This is a genomic window from Marinoscillum sp. (assembly GCF_040222955.1).
Lineage (GTDB): Bacteria > Bacteroidota > Bacteroidia > Cytophagales > Cyclobacteriaceae > Marinoscillum.
In genome coordinates, this window is record NZ_JAVKCA010000008.1 from 395,781 (window position 1) to 414,484 (window position 18,704).

Consider the following 18,704-nt stretch of genomic DNA (forward strand, 5'->3'; position numbering starts at 1 on the left):
TCAGGCTGATTGAAAAACTTTATTTCTTATAGCTTGCGCCAGGTCAGCCGGTACTTTTTGATTGGTAAGTTTACTCCTCAATAACTCTCTGATTTGCTTTTCCACTTCGTACTGCTCGAAGCAAACCATGCACTTATGAATATGGTTTTTTAGATAAATCTCCTGCTCTTCTGTGGCTTCATTGTCCAACATTAGATGGAGATACTGGAGGCATTTCGCAAACTCATTACAATCATTCGTTCCTTTCTTCTCAGAGTTGTCTGACATGGTGATGCAATTATTTCACAAACTAAATAAATAAATATTATTTGTAGCCCATAGTTAAGGCATATGACTTCAGTTTCTCTTTCAGGAGGTTTCTGGCTCTATGCAACCTGGACCTGACCGTGCCTATCGGAATGTCCAGGATCTTCGCCATTTCCTCATAAGTAAAGCCCTCCAGATCACACAAGATAATCACAGTTCGGAAATCTACCGCCAACGCATTGAGTGCGTTGGACACCTCATCGCCGATCATATCCTTCACCGTATCTATCCGCAGGTCTACAGTTCTGCTTTCATCAACATCTTCCGAATTGTAGAAGTTCTCTACTTCTTGATAATCTACTTTCGCAGGTTGCTTACTTCTCTTTCTGAAGTCATTGATGAAGCTATTCTTAAGAATTCTGTAAAGCCAGGCTTTGGCGTTGGTGCCTTGCTGAAAAGAGTTGATAAACCGATATGCCTTCATAAAAGTATCCTGAACCAGGTCTTTTGCATCATCCTGGTCAAAGGTGAGCCTGTAGGCGAAATTGTACATAGCATCCAAATGAGGCAGAAATTCATTGTCGAAAATGTTCTTCCGCTCTTTATCCGAATACTTGCGCCTGATTGCTTGTTCCTCGCTCATTTCTTTGATCTCCTCTTTTTACCTAATAATAAAATCGAACTCAACATCAATTTGTTTAAGATCATTTCGATGTACCTACACCTTTTTACGATGACACTCTTCAAATAGTTTATACTTATTCTAAATAAGAATGAACTTATTTACTCAACAAAAACGGAGTCCCCACCAGTACTCATTAATTTGCACCCTCAGTTATTTACGGCCAGATCTGCTCTGCAGATTTCTGAATGATACAAAATGAAGCTCTCCACTATCATCATTACCTACAATGAAGCACGGAACATCGAGCGTTGCATTCGGAGTGTGCAAAAAGTATCTGACGAGGTGGTGATACTCGATTCGTTTTCCACAGACAGGACACCGGACATTTGCAGGAGCCTGGGTGTGCGCTTTGAACAAAGGGTATACCGGAATCAAATTGACCAGAAAAATCATGTTCTCGCTCTGGCTGCGCACGACCATGTGCTTTCGCTGGATGGTGACGAAGCCCTTAGTGAGGAGCTAGCAGATAGTATTCTGCATGAAAAAGAAAACGGATTTCCGAACCATGCTTATTTACTGAACAGATTATCGTTTTATTGCGGCAAGTGGATCAGACATGGAGACTGGTATCCCGATTGGAAACTCAGGTTGTGGAATAAGCAACGGGCTAACTGGAGTGGGGTCAACCCACATGACAAGGTCTTTCCTGAAAAAGGAATTAACCCCCAAAAGCTCAAGGGTGACCTATTTCATTTCACTTTTGCCACCTACTCTGAGCATGAAAATCAGGTAAAAAAATACGCAGAGATCAGCGCAGCTTCTTACCTCAGTCGAAGGAGAAAGTTCGCCCTCTTCAGAATGATACTGAGCCCAATCACTTGCCTCGTGAAGAGCTATCTCTTCAAAGGTGGTTTTTTGGACGGACAACACGGCTGGCAGATTATCAAACTCGCCATGATGGAGAAATATTTGAAATATAAGAGGCTAAGGCAACTTCAAAAAGAGGACACTAACCGACGAGCCTTCTAAAGTAAGCTTCATACTCCAGGACGGTTCTTTCTACCAAAAACTTTTCGGTAGCATCTTTAAAGGCCTTGTCTGCAAATCGCTTGCGCAAGGTCTGACTCTCTACTAGTCGTTGAATTTTCATTGCTAAATCCTCAGGCTCCCCATTGTTAAAAAGGAAACCATTCACTCCATCTTGTATAATATCCGGAATCCCACCAAACCGGGAACCTATAACCGCAACCCTGCAGAGCATAGCCTCCACCAGAGCCAGACCAAACCCGTCCATATGTGAGGGCAGAATGTTCACATCTGCCAACTGGAGGTAATGAAGGGCCAGTTCATGGCTTACCACCCCCGTGAAAATGATTCGTTGCTTTGGTCTTTCCCTTGCCAGTAGCTCTGCAAAATCTTCCTGAGCAATGCCCACAAATAAAATATTGTAGTCCTCCGGTAGGTATTTCAGTGCTTCTATAAGCTCCCCCTGAAGTTTCTTTCTACTTACACAGCAGATGGTTTTACCAACCAAGCCATAGCCCTCCCTCAGTCCTTCAACCCTTTCTTTACTGACCTGTAGCAACAGATCTCTCGGAACTCCATTAAAAATCACTTTCAGGTGCGCCTCCCGGTAGCCCCTTTTTAGAAAAATATCCTTTAGCCCTTCACTGACCATCACAATCCCTGAAGTCCCCATGGTGTGAAACCAGCGCTTGATCCAGGGCTCATTTCTGGGCCTTTGTCTTCGCGTAAACACAATTTTGACATCCAAAGCAAAAGCCCATTTGGCCAGGATGGTAAGGTTGCGGTCTTTCCCGCCCTGTGCATTGATGAGTTCTATTTGATGTTTTTTTATAACTCGAACAATGCTCCTCACCGAGCCAAAATCAAGGTAGCTATCAAAAGGCACGTCATGACAATACACATCTCCAAGATCCGACACCAAATTCCACAGTAATGCTCCCTTCCCGCAAGCCAGGTGAATTTCATGCCCTTTTTGGCTGAGCCCTCTGATCAAATAATATATGGAATGTGTAGACCCTGCTACTCCGCCCTGACATGTAGTGAAGAGTATTTTCATAGCCATAAAAAAGGCGGCCTTCCATCAAGAAAGCCGCCTTCTAAGTTATTTAAGTTTGAGCGATTAATATCGGTAAGTATCCGGCTTAAATGGCCCTGACACAGTCACCCCAATATATTCCGCCTGATCCTGAGACAAGCTCTCAAGTTCTACCCCGATTTTGGCTAGGTGAAGCGCGGCTACTTTTTCGTCCAAATGTTTAGGAAGCGTATAAACCGCATTTTCGTAATTCTTCACATTGGTCCACAGCTCTATCTGAGCAAGTGTCTGATTGGTAAATGAGTTACTCATCACAAAAGAAGGGTGTCCTGTGGCACATCCGAGGTTCACCAGTCTTCCTTCTGCCAGAAGAATGATTTCCTTACCGTCAATATTATACAAATCCACCTGTGGCTTGATCTCCACCTTAGTGCTTCCGTAGTTTCCATTCAACCATGCCACGTCAATCTCATTGTCAAAGTGGCCGATGTTACACACTATCGTCTTATCACGCATCAGCTTGAAATGCTCTCCTCTGATAATGTCTTTGTTCCCTGTGGCGGTAACGATGATATCAGCCCTTGGTACGGCATTGATCATTTTCTTTACTTCGTAACCATCCATAGCTGCCTGCAGCGCACAGATCGGGTCGATTTCCGTCACAATCACTCTTACGCCAGCTCCACGCAAGGAAGCTGCAGAACCTTTACCTACATCACCATACCCGGCTACCACGGCCACTTTACCTGCCAGCATAATATCAGTCGCTCTTCTGATCGCATCTACCAGAGACTCCTTACAGCCATATTTGTTATCAAACTTAGACTTGGTGACCGAGTCATTTACATTGATAGCTGGCATCGGCAGTGTCCCCTTTCTCATGCGCTCATAAAGTCTGTGAACACCTGTGGTAGTCTCTTCCGAAAGGCCATTGATCCCCTCTACCAACTCCGGGTATCTATCCAAAACCATATTGGTCAGGTCACCGCCATCATCCAAAATCATATTCAGGGGCTTGCCACCTTCAAACGCAAACAACGTCTGTTCGATACACCAGTCAAACTCCTCCTCATTGAGGCCTTTCCACGCAAATACTGGTACACCCGCCTTGGCGATAGCTGCTGCTGCGTGATCCTGGGTTGAAAATATATTACATGAAGACCAGGAAACCTCTGCTCCCAACTCCACGAGAGTTTCTATCAAAACAGCCGTCTGGATGGTCATATGCAAACAACCTGCAATGCGGGCTCCCTTCAATATTTTTGAAGGTCCGTATTCTTCTCGCAAGGCCATAAGTCCGGGCATTTCAGCCTCTGCCAACCTTATTTCGTTCCGGCCATATTCGGCCTGGTTAATGTCTTTTACTTTGTAGTTCAGCTTTTCTTCAATCATGACTCAATTTTTACAAGCGCAAAATTAATAAATTAAAAGTATTGGGAAGTCAGTAAAGGAATGCTATTTCCTTCACGTCGAAACTCCTGACGGTATTGTTTGTTTTCACAGTGAGCCTTCCAGTATCATCCACTCCAATTATTTCTCCTTCAAAAATTCCCTCCTTGTCCTGAAATGAGTGAATTTCCCCCCGCCACCTCATTACCTTATAATAGGCATCAATGATACCTTTGGCATCTCCGGATTTCAATTTCAAATAATATTTTTCCATCTGCAAGACGATCTGCTCCAACAACTCCTCGAGATCATGAGTGCTACCACTTTCCATCAGCATGGAGGTGGCGGAGGTTAGGGAAAAATAGGATTGATTAACATTTACGCCTATCCCCACAACTGCATCCACTATGACCCCTCCTTCAATCATGGTCTCAACCAAAATGCCGGATATTTTTCTATCCCCCACATAAACGTCATTTGGCCACTTCAATTCCACTGTATCGCTGATCGCAGGGGAGAGTGCATCCACTACCGCCAGCCCGGATATGATATTTAATAAAAAGGCCTGTTTGGGCAGGAGCATCTTAGGGGTCAGGTAAATAGAGAAAAGAAGGTTTTTACCGGGTTCGCTCAGCCAGGCATTACCCCGCTGACCTTTTCCGGCTATTTGGTGCCCGGTATGCAATATGTAGCCCTCATTCAGGACTTTGCGTCGGATTCGCAACAGTACCTCCTCATTGGTACTGTGACATTCTGGCAGGAATTCGAGCATTTTGCCTAGAAATAGCGGTTTGGCAAAGTATTTATGCAAAGTATATTAGTATTTTTGAAGATAAAGTAAGACTAAAAAATGAATGAATGCAGGTAAAAACAAAAGAAGCAATTAATTCCAGTAAATTAAGTGAACTGGTAGCGCAGGGTATGGTGGAGAAGAAGGCTTCTGATGTAGTGGTGATGGATCTTCGGGAAGTAAAAAACGCAGTGGCGGATTACTTTATCATCTGTTCAGGAAATTCTGACACGCAGATAGATGCAATTGCCGATTCTATAGAAGATGAGGTATTCAAGCATTCTACCCAAAATCCCTGGAAAAGAGAAGGCAAAGACAGCAGAGAGTGGATCATCATTGATTATGTAGATGTAGTCGCTCATGTTTTCAATAAAGAAAAAAGAAAATTTTACGGTCTGGAGGAGCTCTGGGGTGATGCTAAAGTCACCGAAATAGACAAAGCGAACTAAATACCCTTCTGAGCGTTGTACGAATTAAACTTTTACAAATAGATAATGGCGGATAAACCGAGACAGAAAAGCCCACTTATGGGTGGAAAGCCAAATAAACCCAACTATCAACTGCTGATTATAGTCGGCCTGATCACCGTGGTTTTTGGATTTACATATTTCAGCCGTAGCAACACCACAGTGTCGATCTCTGACAAGCGATTTGAGCAGATGGTTCTGGCTAACGATGTGAAAAAGGTAGTTCTGATCAAAAATCAGGATGAGGTAGAGGTAACACTGAAACCCGAGGCCCTTCAGAACACCAAATACAAAATAGAATTAGAGGAACAATCCCCGTTTTCCACCAATAGCGGACCTCACTACAAATTCAAAATTGTTGATCCGACGATCTTCAACCAGAAGTTTAACGAGCTGATGGATAAACTACCCAAGGATCAGCAGATAGGGTATGAGGTGGACGAGCGGCAGGATTTTACCACTTTTATATTTAACTGGGGTTTTCTATTCCTGATCATTTTCGGTTTCTGGTTTCTGATGAGACGGATGACCGGTGGTGGTGGGCCTGGTGGCCAGATTTTCAACATTGGAAAATCGAAAGCTGCACTTTTTGATGCGGAAAACAAAGTTAAAATCACTTTCAACGATGCTGCTGGTCTCGAAGAGGCCAAAGAGGAAATCAAGGAGATTGTTGACTTCCTTCAAAATCCTGGGAAATTCACCACGCTGGGTGGGAAAATTCCGAAAGGAGCCCTTTTAGTAGGCCCTCCCGGAACAGGTAAAACCTTGCTGGCGAAAGCTGTAGCGGGTGAAGCAGGCGTTCCTTTCTTCACGCTCTCAGGATCCGATTTCGTGGAGATGTTTGTAGGTGTGGGAGCTGCCAGGGTAAGAGACCTCTTTAAGCAAGCCAAAGAAAAAGCGCCATGTATCGTTTTCATTGATGAGATAGATGCCATAGGCAGGTCCAGAGGAAAAGGGCAAATGCCAGGCTCCAACGATGAAAGAGAAAATACTCTTAACTCCCTTTTGGTGGAGATGGATGGCTTTTCCACGGACTCTGGAGTCATCATACTGGCGGCTACCAACCGCCCGGACGTGCTGGACTCGGCGCTGCTAAGACCTGGCCGATTCGACAGACAGATAAGTATCGACAAGCCGGATATCATTGGTAGGGAAGCTATTTTCAAAGTGCATTTGAAGCCAATCAAACAGCACGAAAATGTGGATGCTAAAAAACTGGCAGCACAAACCCCGGGGTTTGCCGGAGCTGAAATTGCCAACGTATGTAACGAAGCAGCCCTCATTGCTGCCCGACGTGACAAAAAGGCCGTAGACATGGCAGATTTCCAGGATGCCATTGACAGGGTAATCGGTGGACTGGAGAAAAAGAACAAAATTATCTCTCCGGAAGAGAAAAAGATCGTGGCTTATCATGAAGCTGGCCACGCCGTAGCAGGCTGGTTTTTGGAGCACGCAGACCCTTTGGTGAAGGTGAGTATAGTACCACGCGGCGTAGCCGCACTGGGGTATGCACAGTATTTGCCCAAGGAGCAGTTTCTCTACCAGACTGAGCAGCTCATGGATGAAATGTGCATGGCACTGGGTGGCAGAGTAGCTGAGGATTTGGTTTTTGGTAAGATCTCTACCGGTGCCCTTAGTGACCTGGAAAGGATCACCAAGCTGGCGTACAGTATAGTAACTGTTTATGGTATGAATGATAAGATTGGGAACGTTTCCTTCTACGACAGTAAGCAATCTGAGTATAATTTCACGAAGCCCTACTCTGACGCTACGGCAGAGTTGATTGACAAAGAGGTCAAGACCCTCATAGATCAGGCTTATGCACGCACCAAAGAATTGCTGAAAGAAAAAGGCAAGGAACTGGAGATCATTGCCAAAGAACTTCTGGAAAAAGAAATTATTTTCCAGGGTGATCTGGACAGGCTGATTGGCAAGCGCCCTTTTGAGAATCAGACTACCTATGAGCGATTTACAAACAATAAAAATGTAAATGACGAAAGGGACGAGCAAGAGGCGCTGGAAAAGCTGGAAGCTGAAAAAGCCAAGCAAGAGGAGCTGGCCAAGCTGAAGAGCAGCGTGATCCATGAGGTACAGAAAGAAGACGATAGCGTGGACACAAAATCAGAGGAAGAACTGGAGGACAAAAAGCAGTCCTAAAAACAGAATACATTGCTTAAATTGGGAGCCCTAAAAGGCTCCCTTTTTTTATGGACTTACAGTTTTCTGATCTAGACCCTCAAAAAAAAATATACTTCGCCAGTGATTTTCACCTGGGAGCTCCGGACAGGGCCTCCAGCCTTGACCGGGAAAAGAAAATTGTCAGATGGCTTAGTGAAGTGAGCCCGAGTGCCGCAGGGATATTCCTGGCTGGCGATTTATTCGACTTTTGGTTTGAGTACAAGCATGTAGTCCCCAAAGGGTATCTAAGGTTTCTGGGCAAGCTGGCCGAAATCAAAGACAGGGGCATCCCCATCGTCATTTTTACCGGCAATCATGACCTGTGGATGGCAGACTACCTCACCCGGGAGCTGGACATTCCCATCATCCATCAGCCTCAGTCTTTCCAGATAGGCCCTCATTCCGTGCATATTGGTCATGGAGATGGCTTGGGGCCTGGTGATAAAAAATTCAAGTTTTTCAAGAAAATATTCACCAATGGCCTGGCCCAGTGGGCTTTTCGATGGCTGCACCCTGACCTGGGCATCTGGCTTGCTAATAAATGGTCTGACCATAGCAGAGATACCTGCTCAGATCCGCCCTTTAAAGGGGACGAAGAATGGCTGATTCAGTATTGTAAGGAAGTAGAAGCCACGGCGCATCATGATTTTTACATTTTCGGACATAGGCACCTGGCTATAGAAGCGCCCATCGGTACCCGTTCCACTTATTTCAATCTTGGAGAATGGATCAACGGAAGTACTTACCTTGAAATGACACAGGACAACGCAACCCTAAAAACCTTTGAAAGCTAAACTACTGATCTGCACTTTATTATTACAGCTGAGCACGGGCTGTCTGGCTCAGGAGTGGACACTTGTCAAAACCATAACGCTCAAAAATGAAATCACTGCACAATCTGTAGACACTGACGGCAAGATATACATCGGTACCGCGGCCGGAGATATGCTCCGCTACGATCAGGATGGGAATGAAACTGAGGTCTACTCAGCTATAGGTAATTTTCCTGTCACCCTGATCAGCGCCTGGAATCGGTTCAAAGTATTTCTGTATTATAAAAGTCCTCAACAATTCATTTTTCTTGATCGCTTCAGCACCACCCCTATCACCTATTCCCTTTCAGACTATCAGCGCAATCTGGTGACACTGTGTGCCCCCGGAATTGACAACAGCGTATGGGTATTGTCTGCAGACTATAATGAACTTAGAAAATACAATATTCAAAACTCCAATGTACTGCTATCTAATCCACTACAGATAAACCTGAGCAGTGCCAGTTACATGCAGGCCTACCAAAATCTGGTGCTCATCAGCGATTCTCAGCAAGGTATTCACCTCTTTGATCAGTATGGAAACCTACAGATGAGCCATACAGAAAAAGGTGTTTCTTACTTTCAGGTGGTCAATGAACAATTGGTTTTTCTGGCCGGAGAGTGGATTACTTCCATCGACGTTTTTCGTCCGGGAAGCATCACAAAAACAAAAGCCCCACGAGAGGGCTTTAGTAATGTTCTGAAGTGGGGAGACCGTTACTATTTTATAAGTAAAAATCAGGTATTGATCTATCAACTTTCACTATGATCCCCTGTACAATTCCAAAATTTTCTTTCTGAACACTATGCTGTACTTGGAATTGATCAGCTCCAGCTCAGCCCTATTCTTGTTATTAAGACTTTCCAGGTAAGTATAAAAATCTGTATTGCCTGTCTCAAATCTCTTTTTCATAAACTCAAAGGTCTGTGTAGTGGCCTCCAGATTTTCTTTAGCAGAGATGTAGGTGTTTTGAGCTGAAACCAAATCCAGATAAGCAGTTTGCACCAGATTAGTGATCGTGTTCATCGACTGTGCTACCCCCAGCTCGGCGTTGGCCATGCCCACTTTGGCGACCTGAATGTTGTTGCTGGTCTGGTACCTGGAAAAGATGGGGATGTTCAACGAAAAATTCACATATTCAAATTCGTTAAACTCCATTTGTCTGGAAAAGCTGGCATCCGGTTCAAAATCGCCATTGGTGGGATTTCGCGCTCCATTAGATGAATAGTTAGACCCTATTCTTCCGAAGGCTGTAATGGTGGGATACAGTTGAGCTTTGGCTGACTTAAACTGGTATCTCGACGCTTCATAACTTGAACTGGCGGCTTTCAGTGCAGGGCTGCTGCTTAGTGTTTCTTCGAGGACTACATCGAACGGATCTGCCTCCAGCAGGAGTTCTTCCTCCTGCACATCATAGGCCTGCACTTCCACCTCCCCATCATTTGGGTTGAGCTGCATCGACTGAAATAAAGTGAGCAAATCTCTTCTGAGGGTATTTTCCAGATTGTTAAGCGTCAGCTTTTGATTGGCCAGCTGACCCTGAAAATTGTAAACAGATTCCAGATTACCGACTCCCACAGATTCTCTTTTCTTCTCTCGCTCCAGTTGTGCCTCCAATAGCTCCACGCGCTCTCGGGCAATCTTGATGTTTTCTTTATCCAAAATCACACTGAGGTAAAAGGCAAGAATATTGCTTTCTACACTGATTTCGGTATTCTTAATGGTCTCCGATGCAGCAACCAGCTCATGCTTTCGCTGACTCAACTGAAAGTGGTTCGAAAAACCATTGAACAAGACCATGTTGGAAGAAATATTGGGCGCAGAACTGCTGGTGGTCTCAGAGACCTGACGAGCGGCATTGGTGTCAAAGAAATTACCGAAAAAATAGTCATAGTTCACCCCCGCAGATAGCGAAGGGAAAAAATTCATGATGGATTGCAGTCGGTTGGATTCAGCAATCAGCTGACTATTACGTGCCTGCTTCAACTGGATATTTCTCTCCAGGGCGGTCTGGATACAGTCATCCAGCGTAAGGACGGTCACCTCCTCTGTATCCTGTGCATGGGCCAGCAAGGTCATGGTAATCATCATGAAAATCAAAGTCTTCTTCATTTCCAGTTTATTTTAGATCAAAAAAAGGCCGTCCCAAAGGGGATCGGCCTTGAGCATACAAAAAGTAATTAAACTAAAGCGTTGTCTTTGGCATTCATGTTTTCAGAAACGATCTGCCCGTCAAACAAGTGAATAACCCTGTGTGCATACTCGGCATCCAACGGAGAGTGTGTCACCATCACTACAGTAGTTCCGTTTTCATTGAGTTCGGTGAGCAGGTTCATTACTTCCTGTCCGTTGGCAGAATCAAGATTACCCGTTGGCTCATCCGCCAGGATTAGTTTGGGCTTGGCCACCACGGCTCGCGAAATGGCCACACGCTGTTGCTGACCACCAGACAACTGCTGCGGGAAGTGATTTCTGCGGTGCATGATCTTCATTTGCTCCATCACTTCTTCCACGCGCTTCTTGCGCTCAGAAGATGAGTATTTCAGATAAATAAGTGGCAGCTCAATGTTTTCATAAACAGTCAGCTCATCAATCAAATTGAAGCTCTGGAACACAAAGCCAATATTGGCCTTTCTGAGCTCTGCTCGCTTTCTTTCAGAATAGGTTGAGATTTCCTGATCTGTAAAATGAAACTCTCCTTCAGATGGGTTATCCAATAAGCCCACGATATTGAGCAAAGTGGATTTACCACAGCCAGACGGGCCCATTATGGCCACAAATTCACCTTTTTTGACCTCCAGGTTCACACCAGCCAGGGCTGTTGTTTCTATTTCGTCTGTATAGTAGAACTTCTTCAGTCCCACGGTTTTGATTAACGCTTCAGAGTTTTCCATTGTCTAAGATTTTATTTTGTATGTCGATTAGGTTTATTATTTAAATACTAGTTTGTCTTTGTCATCATACCCTTCGTAAGAAGAGACTACAACTTTCTCTCCGGGTTGCAAGCCTTCTATCACTTCATAATATCTTGGGTTCTGTCTTCCCAGCCTGATTTGTCTTCTCACGGCCTCAGACTCATCAGCAGTCAGCACGAAAATCCAGTTGCCCCCGGTGGTTTGATAGAAACTACCTCTGGGTATTTGTACGGCGGTAATATTTTCACTTAACTGCAACCTGATCTGGAGGGTCTGCCCACGTCTGATACCTTGTGGAATGGTGTCTGTAAAAACCATATCCACAGAAAACAAACCATTAGCCACTTCTGGATATACTTTTGAAATCTCCAGCGTATAGGAAGTACCGGCAAAGTCGAACGTACCGGAAAGCCCCTGATAAATCCGCGCTATATAGTGTTCGTCGATGGCGGCCCTTACTTTGAAGCCATTCAGATCATCTATCTGACCGATATTCTGACCCGGAGAGATGGATTCGCCCACCTCTGCATTGACCGTACTCAGGCTACCCGATATCGGCGCTTTGAAATACAGGTTATCCAGGTTCTTCTTGATCATTTCCAGGTTATCCCTGGTCCTATTGAGTGTGGATTCGGCCTGGGCGATCTGCAGGCGAGCATTCAGCGAGTCAAACTTGGCTGATTCGATCTGAATAACCTTACTGTCGATCAGGCGATCATAAGCCCGCTTCAGATTCAGATACTCTTGCTCAGAGATGATCTTTTCATCATAAAGTTCCTTACCCCTGGCATAAGCGTCTTTGGCTTCATCGATCTGATAGTCAAGCTCTATAAGGTTGCGCTTCAATTCAAATTGGTTTCGTTTCAGGCTCAGCTTGGTGTTTTCCAGGCTATTCATCAGTATAAATGCCTGAGTTTCCTCCCGCACGAAATTTTGCAAAAGGTCATTGTTAGAAAGTTTCAGAATAGTGTCGCCTTTGTCCACCAGGATTCCACCTTCATAATACTTCTTCTCTACCACGCCGCCTTCTATCGCATCCAGGCGAATTGTTTTAATGGGCATCACCGAGCCATCTACGGGGATAAACTCTCTGAATTCACCTTCCATCACGGTGGCTATGTTCACTTTTTCACGTTCTACGTTCAGGCGGGAGCCGCCATCAGCAAAAATAAAACTGTATAAAATGAAGATGACGAATACACTGGCTCCACCCCAGGTGGCGATGCGCTTTAGCGTCCACTTTTTCTTTTGAATCTTTCGGTCCATATTCTTTGTCTAGTCTGTCCCCCCTATGCCAATTAAAGTGCCAATGATTGTATCTTCCTGAAAGATAGCAAGTTAAGGTAATTGCAGATGAAAGTGTATCCGCAGGCTTGTACAAAATGGAACAGGAAACTGTCCGCTATCGGGCATAAAAAAAGGTTCAATCCGCTCCCGGACTGAACCTAAAGGTCAAAAACTCAAAATAAAAGAACTAATAGATATCAAAAATAACCTTTTTTATGACAATTCAAAGTTTTAAACAAAGTGGATAACCAAACGTTGATAGTATTACTATTATCTTTAGAAGTAAAAAGACTTAATATGGTTGTTTTACAACTAGTGCTTAACAAAAACCTCTATTCAAAAGATCCTCAATCTTCAGAGTTGGGGCAGAGGATTACTCAGCACAGTATCGAAATGATTCACGAATTGGGGTTTGAAGGTTTCACTTTTAAAAAACTTTCTGCCAGAATAGACTCCACCGAGGCCTCAGTTTACAGGTACTTTGAAAATAAGCACCGTCTTTTGGTATACCTAATCACCTGGTATTGGGCCTGGCTGGACTATCGCATCGAATATGAAACTCATAACCTGGAAGATCCAAAAACAAAACTGTGCCATGCCCTACGGATAATCACGGAAAAAAAGATGAAGGATCCAGCGTTCCCTGATATCAATGAAGAAGCCTTGCATAAAATCGTGATTGCCGAGTCTGACAAAATATACCTTACCAAGCAGGTGGATGAGGATAATAAGGATGGTTTTTTCAGGGGGTACAAGTCCCTATGTAAAAAAATAGCTACTTTCATTACTGAAATCAATCCAGCCTATCCATATCCGAATACCATTGTAAGCACGGCAATGCTAGTGGCCAATCAGCAAATATTTTTTGCGGAGCATCTTCCTTCACTCACTGAACTTAGCAAAGAAAGTGATCCATATGCAGCCAATTACGAATTTCTGAAATCAATGATCTTTCAAACTATTGAAGCATGAATAATCATCAGATCATCAAAGTAATCCAGGAGTGTACGGGTTACTTAAATTTAGAACTCTCGAGTGATGTTGTTCAATCCCTGGAAAGGAACTTCCGGGAATATGATAACCTTGATCTGGTTGAGTTCATTCGGGATATGGTGGAATCCGGAAATGATTGCGGCATTATTTTCCTGGAAAAGCATCTCAAAGAACCGCTCTTTCTGAAATCGATGAGTAGCCACGGCGCACCGATCATGGTATTTGCCAAGGACGATGAACTGGCGCCGGTCATTATCCGGCGAAAAGGGAAAAAATACCTTTTCACCAAAATACGGGAAGAAGGGATAGAAAAGTGGGAAGGAGATGATCTGGGGGTCCTCGATATGGCCTGTACGGAAAAACTTGAAATCATTTTCCTGGCCATCTTTGATCATCAAAGTCTGGTGAGTTCTCAGAAGGATTATCAGAACAAAACCCCGGTTTCTGCCTTATACCGACTCTACAAGCTGCTCGCCGCTGAGCGTCAGGATATTCTCTATGTCTACATCTATGCAGCCCTCATAGGACTACTGAGCCTTACGCTTCCCCTAGGCATACAAGCTGCCATAGAACTTATCAGTGGTGGTGTACTATTTAGTTCTGTGTATGTGCTCATTGCCTTTATCATCCTGGGTGTCATAGCTACGGGTGTGCTTCAGGTATTTCAAATCACTATTGTGGAATACCTGCAAAGAAGAGTGTTTACCAAAGCGGCCTTCGAGTTCGCTTTTAGAGTACCACGGATACAAATGGAGTCGGTACTCAACCTCCACATGCCAGAACTAATGAACAGGTTCTTTGATGTGATCACACTTCAGAAGGGTTTACCGAAGTTGCTGATCGATTTGTCTACAGGGATTATTCAAATCATATTCGGGTTGATCCTGTTGTCATTTTATCATCCGTTTTTTGTGTTTTTCGGTCTTGGCCTTTTGGGTACTTTGTTTAGCATCTTCTATCTCACTGGTCCCCAGGGGCTCAAATCTTCCATTGTAGAATCCAAGTACAAGTACAAAGTTGTCTATTGGCTGGAAGAAATGGCTCGCACCTTGTATTCCTTCAAGCTGTCGGGTAACACTAATCTTCCAATCAAAAACACTGATTTGAATGTTAACAGCTACCTCAAACACCGGAGTGCTCATTTCAAAGTACTGATCAAGCAATACTCTTTCATCTTACTATTCAAAGTGGTGGTGACAGGAGGACTCCTGATCATTGGAACGATCCTTGTGATCAATCGGGAAATTACTTTGGGGCAATTTGTTGCTTCAGAAGTGATCATCATCCTGATCATCAACTCGGTAGAGAAAATTATTATGTACATGGACGTGGTCTATGACATGCTCACTGCCGTTGATAAAATTGCTCAGGTGACGGACTTACCCCTGGAGCCATCAGGAGGCATTGATATCCCTGCCAGTCAGCTCAATGAAAATGGCCTCTCAGTAGAAATAAAAAACCTCCAGTACACCTATCCTGACAGGAAGCATCCTTCTATTACTGGCATTAACCTGAGCATAGCCCCTGGTGAAAAAATATGCATCTCAGGAGGAGGTAACTCGGGGAAAACCACCCTCACCAATGTGATTGCGGGTATACACACCGATTATGACGGGGTGATCACCTATAACAGGTATAACCTGAAGGACCTGGACAGAACCCACCTTAGAGATCAAATAGGCAAAAATGTGTCTCAGGAGGACATCTTTGAAGGAACCATCCTGGATAATATCCTTGTGGGGAAACCCTTCTCCAATATGAGTATGGCCATGGAAGCCATGGATAAAGTAGGGCTCACTGATCAGATCCATGAGTGGCCGGAAGGGTTCAACACACCTGTCCGGAGTGCCGGCAAGGGCTTTAGCAGTTCATTTATCAATAAACTTATCCTGGCCCGCTGCCTGGCTAAGCAACCCTCCCTACTTATACTCAATGATTTCTTCAATAGTGCTCAAAAACATGAACGCCTCAGACTTATAGAGATACTCACCAATCCGGAAATAAAAAGAACACTCATTGTGGTATCCAACGATCCCCTGATTATGGCCGCCATGGACAGGGTCATCTATATGGATGCGGGTAAAATCATCGCTGACGACACCTTCGAAAACGTCTTGAAAAACGAAAATATTCTTAAAAATATCTACTGAGATGCTGAATATATCTGACGATAAAATAGACGATATGATGGAGGAAGGGGAATTCTATTCCCTTCATACACTGAAAACCCCGGGCATGGGACGTCTTCTGGCTAAGGTCATCTCCTCTTTGATGGTGATCAGCTTACTTTTCTTGTTTCTACCCTGGCAGCAAAACATTCGCGGAGCTGGCAAAGTGACCGCCCTAAGCCCTAAAAACCGGCCTCAAACCATAGAAAGTGCCATCTCCGGACGAATAAAAGTCTGGAATATTGAAGAGGGCCAATATGTAACCAAAGGAGACACGATCCTTACCTTGTCTGAAGTTAAAGACAAGTACTTTGATCCTAACCTACTGACACGACTCAGTCAGCAACTTGAAGCCAAAGAACAGGGACTGATAGCCAAACTATCCAAAAAAGAAGCCCTCGAAAGGCAAATCAGGGCCCTGCAAGAGACCAGGACCATTAAACTACGTCAGGCCAGAAACTATTTCAGCCAGAGTATTCTCAAATTGGAGGTTGACAGCATCGCCTTTGAGTCTGAAAAAATTCAATTTGCCAATGCGGAGAATACTTTCGATCGAAACCAAAACCGATACCAGGCAGGAAATATCACCCTCACCAAGTTTCAGGAAATAGAGTCCAAATTTCAGGCAAGCAAAGCCAAACTGATTTCCGCTGAGAATAAATGGCTTCAGAGCAAAACCGAACTTATCAATTATCAAATCAGCATTGCGGGTACCGAGGCAGAATACCTCGACAAGATCAGTAAGGCTCAGTCCACCGTGAGTGAAACACTGGCGGATATATATGCAACAGAAGGAGAGATTGCTAAAATCAGAAACGAATACACTAACATGGAAATCCGAAACCAGCAATATCAAATTATTGCACCCCAAACGGGCTACATCGTACGTGCCCTCAAGGCTGGAATCGGAGAAACCATAAAAGAGGGCGAAGCAGTGGCTTCCATTATTCCCGAAAGCGACGATCTGGCAGCAGAAATGCATGTACGTGCCATGGATCTGCCATTCATAAGCACCGGGCGCAAGGTCCGGGTTCAGTTTGATGGATGGCCTGCACTGCAGTTTTCTGGCTGGCCCAATGCCTCCGTGGGCACCTTTGGTGGAATTGTAAGCGTCATAGACCGGGTAGATAGCAAGCTGGGGTCCTTCAGAATACTGGTGGCCCCTGATCCTGATACCGACCCCTGGCCGGAGCAGATCCGTATGGGTTCAGGTATAAAAGGGTGGGTCATGCTCGACGATGTACCTATCTGGTTTGAGCTATGGAGACAACTCAACGGCTTCCCGCCGAGCATTTATGAAAATCAGCAAACCACAAATGCTTCCAAAAAATGAGGATTAAGGTTACCATTCTATTCCTACTGGCTGCATTCACCGGACGTGCTCAATCATCAGATTCAGTAGCCCTCAGTCTGGGGGATGTCTATACTCTGGCCAAGGTCAACCATCCGATCATCAAGCAAGCGAGGTTGCAAGATGACATGGCCGTAGCGGAGCTACTGTTTACGAAAGGACAGTTTGATCCCAAGATACAGTCCAACTATAACGTCAAAAACCTAAATGAGACTGAGTACTACGAAAAATTCAATAATACCTTAAAAATACCCACCTGGTTCCCACTTGATCCGAAAGTAGAAGTATACAGAAATCAGGGAGAACACATTAACCCGGAAAGCTATGTGAGCAGCAGCCAGGACTACTGGCAGGTCTCTGCGGGTGTTAGCCTGCCCATCGGTAAGGGACTTTTTATAGATGAAAGAAGAATGCTGGTGACCCAGGCCCAACTTTTCTCCGGGCTGGCTGAAGTAGAAAAAATAAAGCTGATCAACAAAACCCTACTTACCATATCCAAATCCTACTGGGACTGGTATTTGGCCTACAAAAAATATGAGCTTACAGCATCCGCTATTGAAATAGCACAGGAAGTACTGGCGAGAACTAACATGGATTATGAATATGGAGAAGCCGCCGTAGTGGATACCATTCAGGCCAAAATAACTTACCAAAGTCGCCAAACTGATTTTGAAAAGGCCAAATTAGAGTTAGTACAGTCGAAGCTGGCACTTTCGGTTCACCTCTGGAGTGATGAGGGGATTCCGCTCGAGCTGTCAAACGGCACATTTCCAGTGGCAGAAACTTCAGATTTTATGGTGCCGACAGATTCAGGTTTTCAAAGGCTGGTAGAGTGGGCTCTGAGTAATCACCCGGATCTCCGAAAGCTGAACACCAAAAGAGAGCAGCTCGAAGTAGAGCAAAGGTGGAACAGAGAAAGCCTGAAGCCAGAACTGAATCTGAGTTACTCGCTTATAGACGCTCCATTCAATAACAACGGATACGAAACCCCTGACTGGGATAACAATTACAAGCTCGGGGTTGATTTTAGCATTCCTATTCTACTCAGAAAAGAACGTGGGAAACTGCAAAAAAACAGAGTATATCAGGAGCAAATTGAGTTTGAAATGACCCAAACAAGATTGGCGCTCAGTAATCAACTAAAGAGCATCTATGCCGAACTGAAAACTAACCAGATCCTGGCAAAACAGTTTTCGGATATGTCAAGGGGGTATCGGCTTCTATTTGAGGCAGAGGTTTTTAACCTTGAAAGCGGAGAAAGCGATCTCTTTAAATTGAACATTCAGCAGGAAAAATACATTGGAGCCCAGATCAAAGCCCTTGAGGCCTTGGTGAAGTTTGAGAAAATGAGGTATCAGCTACCATACGAAGTAGGACTTCCAAATCTTTCTTATCAGGAACTGTACGAATAAGAACACCT

17 protein-coding genes are annotated in these 18,704 nt (G+C 44.4%); 9 read left to right on the top strand and 8 right to left on the bottom strand.

Going from position 1 to position 18,704, the window contains the following annotated elements; all coding sequences use genetic code 11:
• Complete coding sequence (locus RIH33_RS07750) at nucleotides 1–267, bottom strand: anti-sigma factor (RefSeq protein WP_406654561.1); 267 nt, start codon at nucleotides 265–267, stop codon at nucleotides 1–3.
• A gap of 37 nt (nucleotides 268–304) precedes the next feature.
• The gene (locus RIH33_RS07755) at nucleotides 305–889 is read right to left on the bottom strand and encodes a sigma-70 family RNA polymerase sigma factor (protein WP_406654562.1); all 585 of its coding nucleotides are present in this window, start codon (nucleotides 887–889) and stop codon (nucleotides 305–307) included.
• Between the two features lie 237 nt (nucleotides 890–1,126).
• Here RIH33_RS07755 and RIH33_RS07760 point away from each other — a divergent pair, with 237 nt between their 5' ends.
• Nucleotides 1,127–1,900, top strand: coding sequence for a glycosyltransferase family 2 protein (locus tag RIH33_RS07760; RefSeq protein WP_406654563.1), 774 nt, complete (start codon nucleotides 1,127–1,129; stop codon nucleotides 1,898–1,900).
• On the opposite strand, the gene RIH33_RS07765 is transcribed toward RIH33_RS07760, so the two are convergent.
• From RIH33_RS07765 to RIH33_RS07775, 3 genes are all read right to left on the bottom strand, one after another.
• Nucleotides 1,881–2,954, bottom strand: coding sequence for a glycosyltransferase family 4 protein (locus RIH33_RS07765; protein WP_406654564.1), 1,074 nt, complete (start codon nucleotides 2,952–2,954; stop codon nucleotides 1,881–1,883). The two genes, RIH33_RS07760 and RIH33_RS07765, sit on opposite strands and share 20 nt — an antisense overlap.
• A 63-nt stretch (nucleotides 2,955–3,017) precedes the next feature.
• On the bottom strand, nucleotides 3,018–4,325 hold the full coding sequence (gene ahcY, locus RIH33_RS07770; protein WP_406654565.1) for an adenosylhomocysteinase: 1,308 nt from the start codon (nucleotides 4,323–4,325) through the stop codon (nucleotides 3,018–3,020).
• A gap of 49 nt (nucleotides 4,326–4,374) precedes the next feature.
• A complete protein-coding gene (locus RIH33_RS07775; RefSeq protein ID WP_406654566.1) occupies nucleotides 4,375–5,094 on the bottom strand; it encodes a biotin--[acetyl-CoA-carboxylase] ligase in 720 nt (239 codons plus the stop codon).
• A gap of 86 nt (nucleotides 5,095–5,180) precedes the next feature.
• Here RIH33_RS07775 and rsfS point away from each other — a divergent pair, with 86 nt between their 5' ends.
• Genes rsfS through RIH33_RS07795 form a run of 4 tightly spaced genes read left to right on the top strand, consistent with a single transcriptional unit; the run spans nucleotide 5,181 to nucleotide 9,338 of the window.
• Nucleotides 5,181–5,561 carry a ribosome silencing factor gene (gene rsfS, locus RIH33_RS07780; RefSeq protein ID WP_406654567.1) on the top strand — a complete coding sequence of 127 codons (381 nt, stop codon included), beginning with the start codon at nucleotides 5,181–5,183 and terminating at the stop codon, nucleotides 5,559–5,561.
• A 45-nt stretch (nucleotides 5,562–5,606) separates the two neighbouring features.
• Nucleotides 5,607–7,736, top strand: a complete 2,130-nt coding sequence (gene ftsH / locus RIH33_RS07785; protein WP_406654568.1) for an ATP-dependent zinc metalloprotease FtsH — start codon at nucleotides 5,607–5,609, stop codon at nucleotides 7,734–7,736.
• Nucleotides 7,737–7,786: 50 nt separating this feature from the next.
• Nucleotides 7,787–8,551 (top strand): UDP-2,3-diacylglucosamine diphosphatase, encoded by a 765-nt coding sequence (locus RIH33_RS07790; RefSeq protein WP_406654570.1) that lies wholly within the window; start codon nucleotides 7,787–7,789, stop codon nucleotides 8,549–8,551.
• Entirely contained in the window at nucleotides 8,541–9,338 is a 798-nt protein-coding gene (locus RIH33_RS07795) for a hypothetical protein (protein ID WP_406654571.1), read from the top strand. The genes RIH33_RS07790 and RIH33_RS07795 overlap by 11 nt, the downstream gene beginning before the upstream one ends.
• On the opposite strand, the gene RIH33_RS07800 is transcribed toward RIH33_RS07795, so the two are convergent.
• The 3 genes from RIH33_RS07800 to RIH33_RS07810 form a co-directional block, all read right to left on the bottom strand.
• Entirely contained in the window at nucleotides 9,333–10,682 is a 1,350-nt protein-coding gene (locus RIH33_RS07800) for a TolC family protein (protein WP_406654573.1), read from the bottom strand. The two genes, RIH33_RS07795 and RIH33_RS07800, sit on opposite strands and share 6 nt — an antisense overlap.
• Before the next feature lie 68 nt (nucleotides 10,683–10,750).
• Nucleotides 10,751–11,464, bottom strand: a complete 714-nt coding sequence (locus RIH33_RS07805; protein WP_159585224.1) for an ABC transporter ATP-binding protein — start codon at nucleotides 11,462–11,464, stop codon at nucleotides 10,751–10,753.
• A gap of 36 nt (nucleotides 11,465–11,500) precedes the next feature.
• Nucleotides 11,501–12,751 carry an efflux RND transporter periplasmic adaptor subunit gene (locus RIH33_RS07810; protein WP_406654574.1) on the bottom strand — a complete coding sequence of 417 codons (1,251 nt, stop codon included), beginning with the start codon at nucleotides 12,749–12,751 and terminating at the stop codon, nucleotides 11,501–11,503.
• Between the two features lie 318 nt (nucleotides 12,752–13,069).
• On the opposite strand from RIH33_RS07810, the gene RIH33_RS07815 reads away from it, so the two are divergent.
• Genes RIH33_RS07815 through RIH33_RS07830 form a run of 4 tightly spaced genes read left to right on the top strand, consistent with a single transcriptional unit; the run spans nucleotide 13,070 to nucleotide 18,696 of the window.
• Complete coding sequence (locus RIH33_RS07815) at nucleotides 13,070–13,744, top strand: TetR/AcrR family transcriptional regulator (RefSeq protein WP_406654575.1); 675 nt, start codon at nucleotides 13,070–13,072, stop codon at nucleotides 13,742–13,744.
• Complete coding sequence (locus RIH33_RS07820) at nucleotides 13,741–15,915, top strand: peptidase domain-containing ABC transporter (protein ID WP_406654577.1); 2,175 nt, start codon at nucleotides 13,741–13,743, stop codon at nucleotides 15,913–15,915. The genes RIH33_RS07815 and RIH33_RS07820 overlap by 4 nt, the downstream gene beginning before the upstream one ends.
• Before the next feature lies 1 nt (nucleotide 15,916).
• The gene (locus RIH33_RS07825; protein ID WP_406654579.1) at nucleotides 15,917–17,266 is read left to right on the top strand and encodes an HlyD family secretion protein; all 1,350 of its coding nucleotides are present in this window, start codon (nucleotides 15,917–15,919) and stop codon (nucleotides 17,264–17,266) included.
• On the top strand, nucleotides 17,263–18,696 hold the full coding sequence (locus RIH33_RS07830) for a TolC family protein (protein ID WP_406654580.1): 1,434 nt from the start codon (nucleotides 17,263–17,265) through the stop codon (nucleotides 18,694–18,696). The genes RIH33_RS07825 and RIH33_RS07830 overlap by 4 nt, the downstream gene beginning before the upstream one ends.
• The last annotated feature ends 8 nt before the right edge of the window (nucleotides 18,697–18,704 follow it).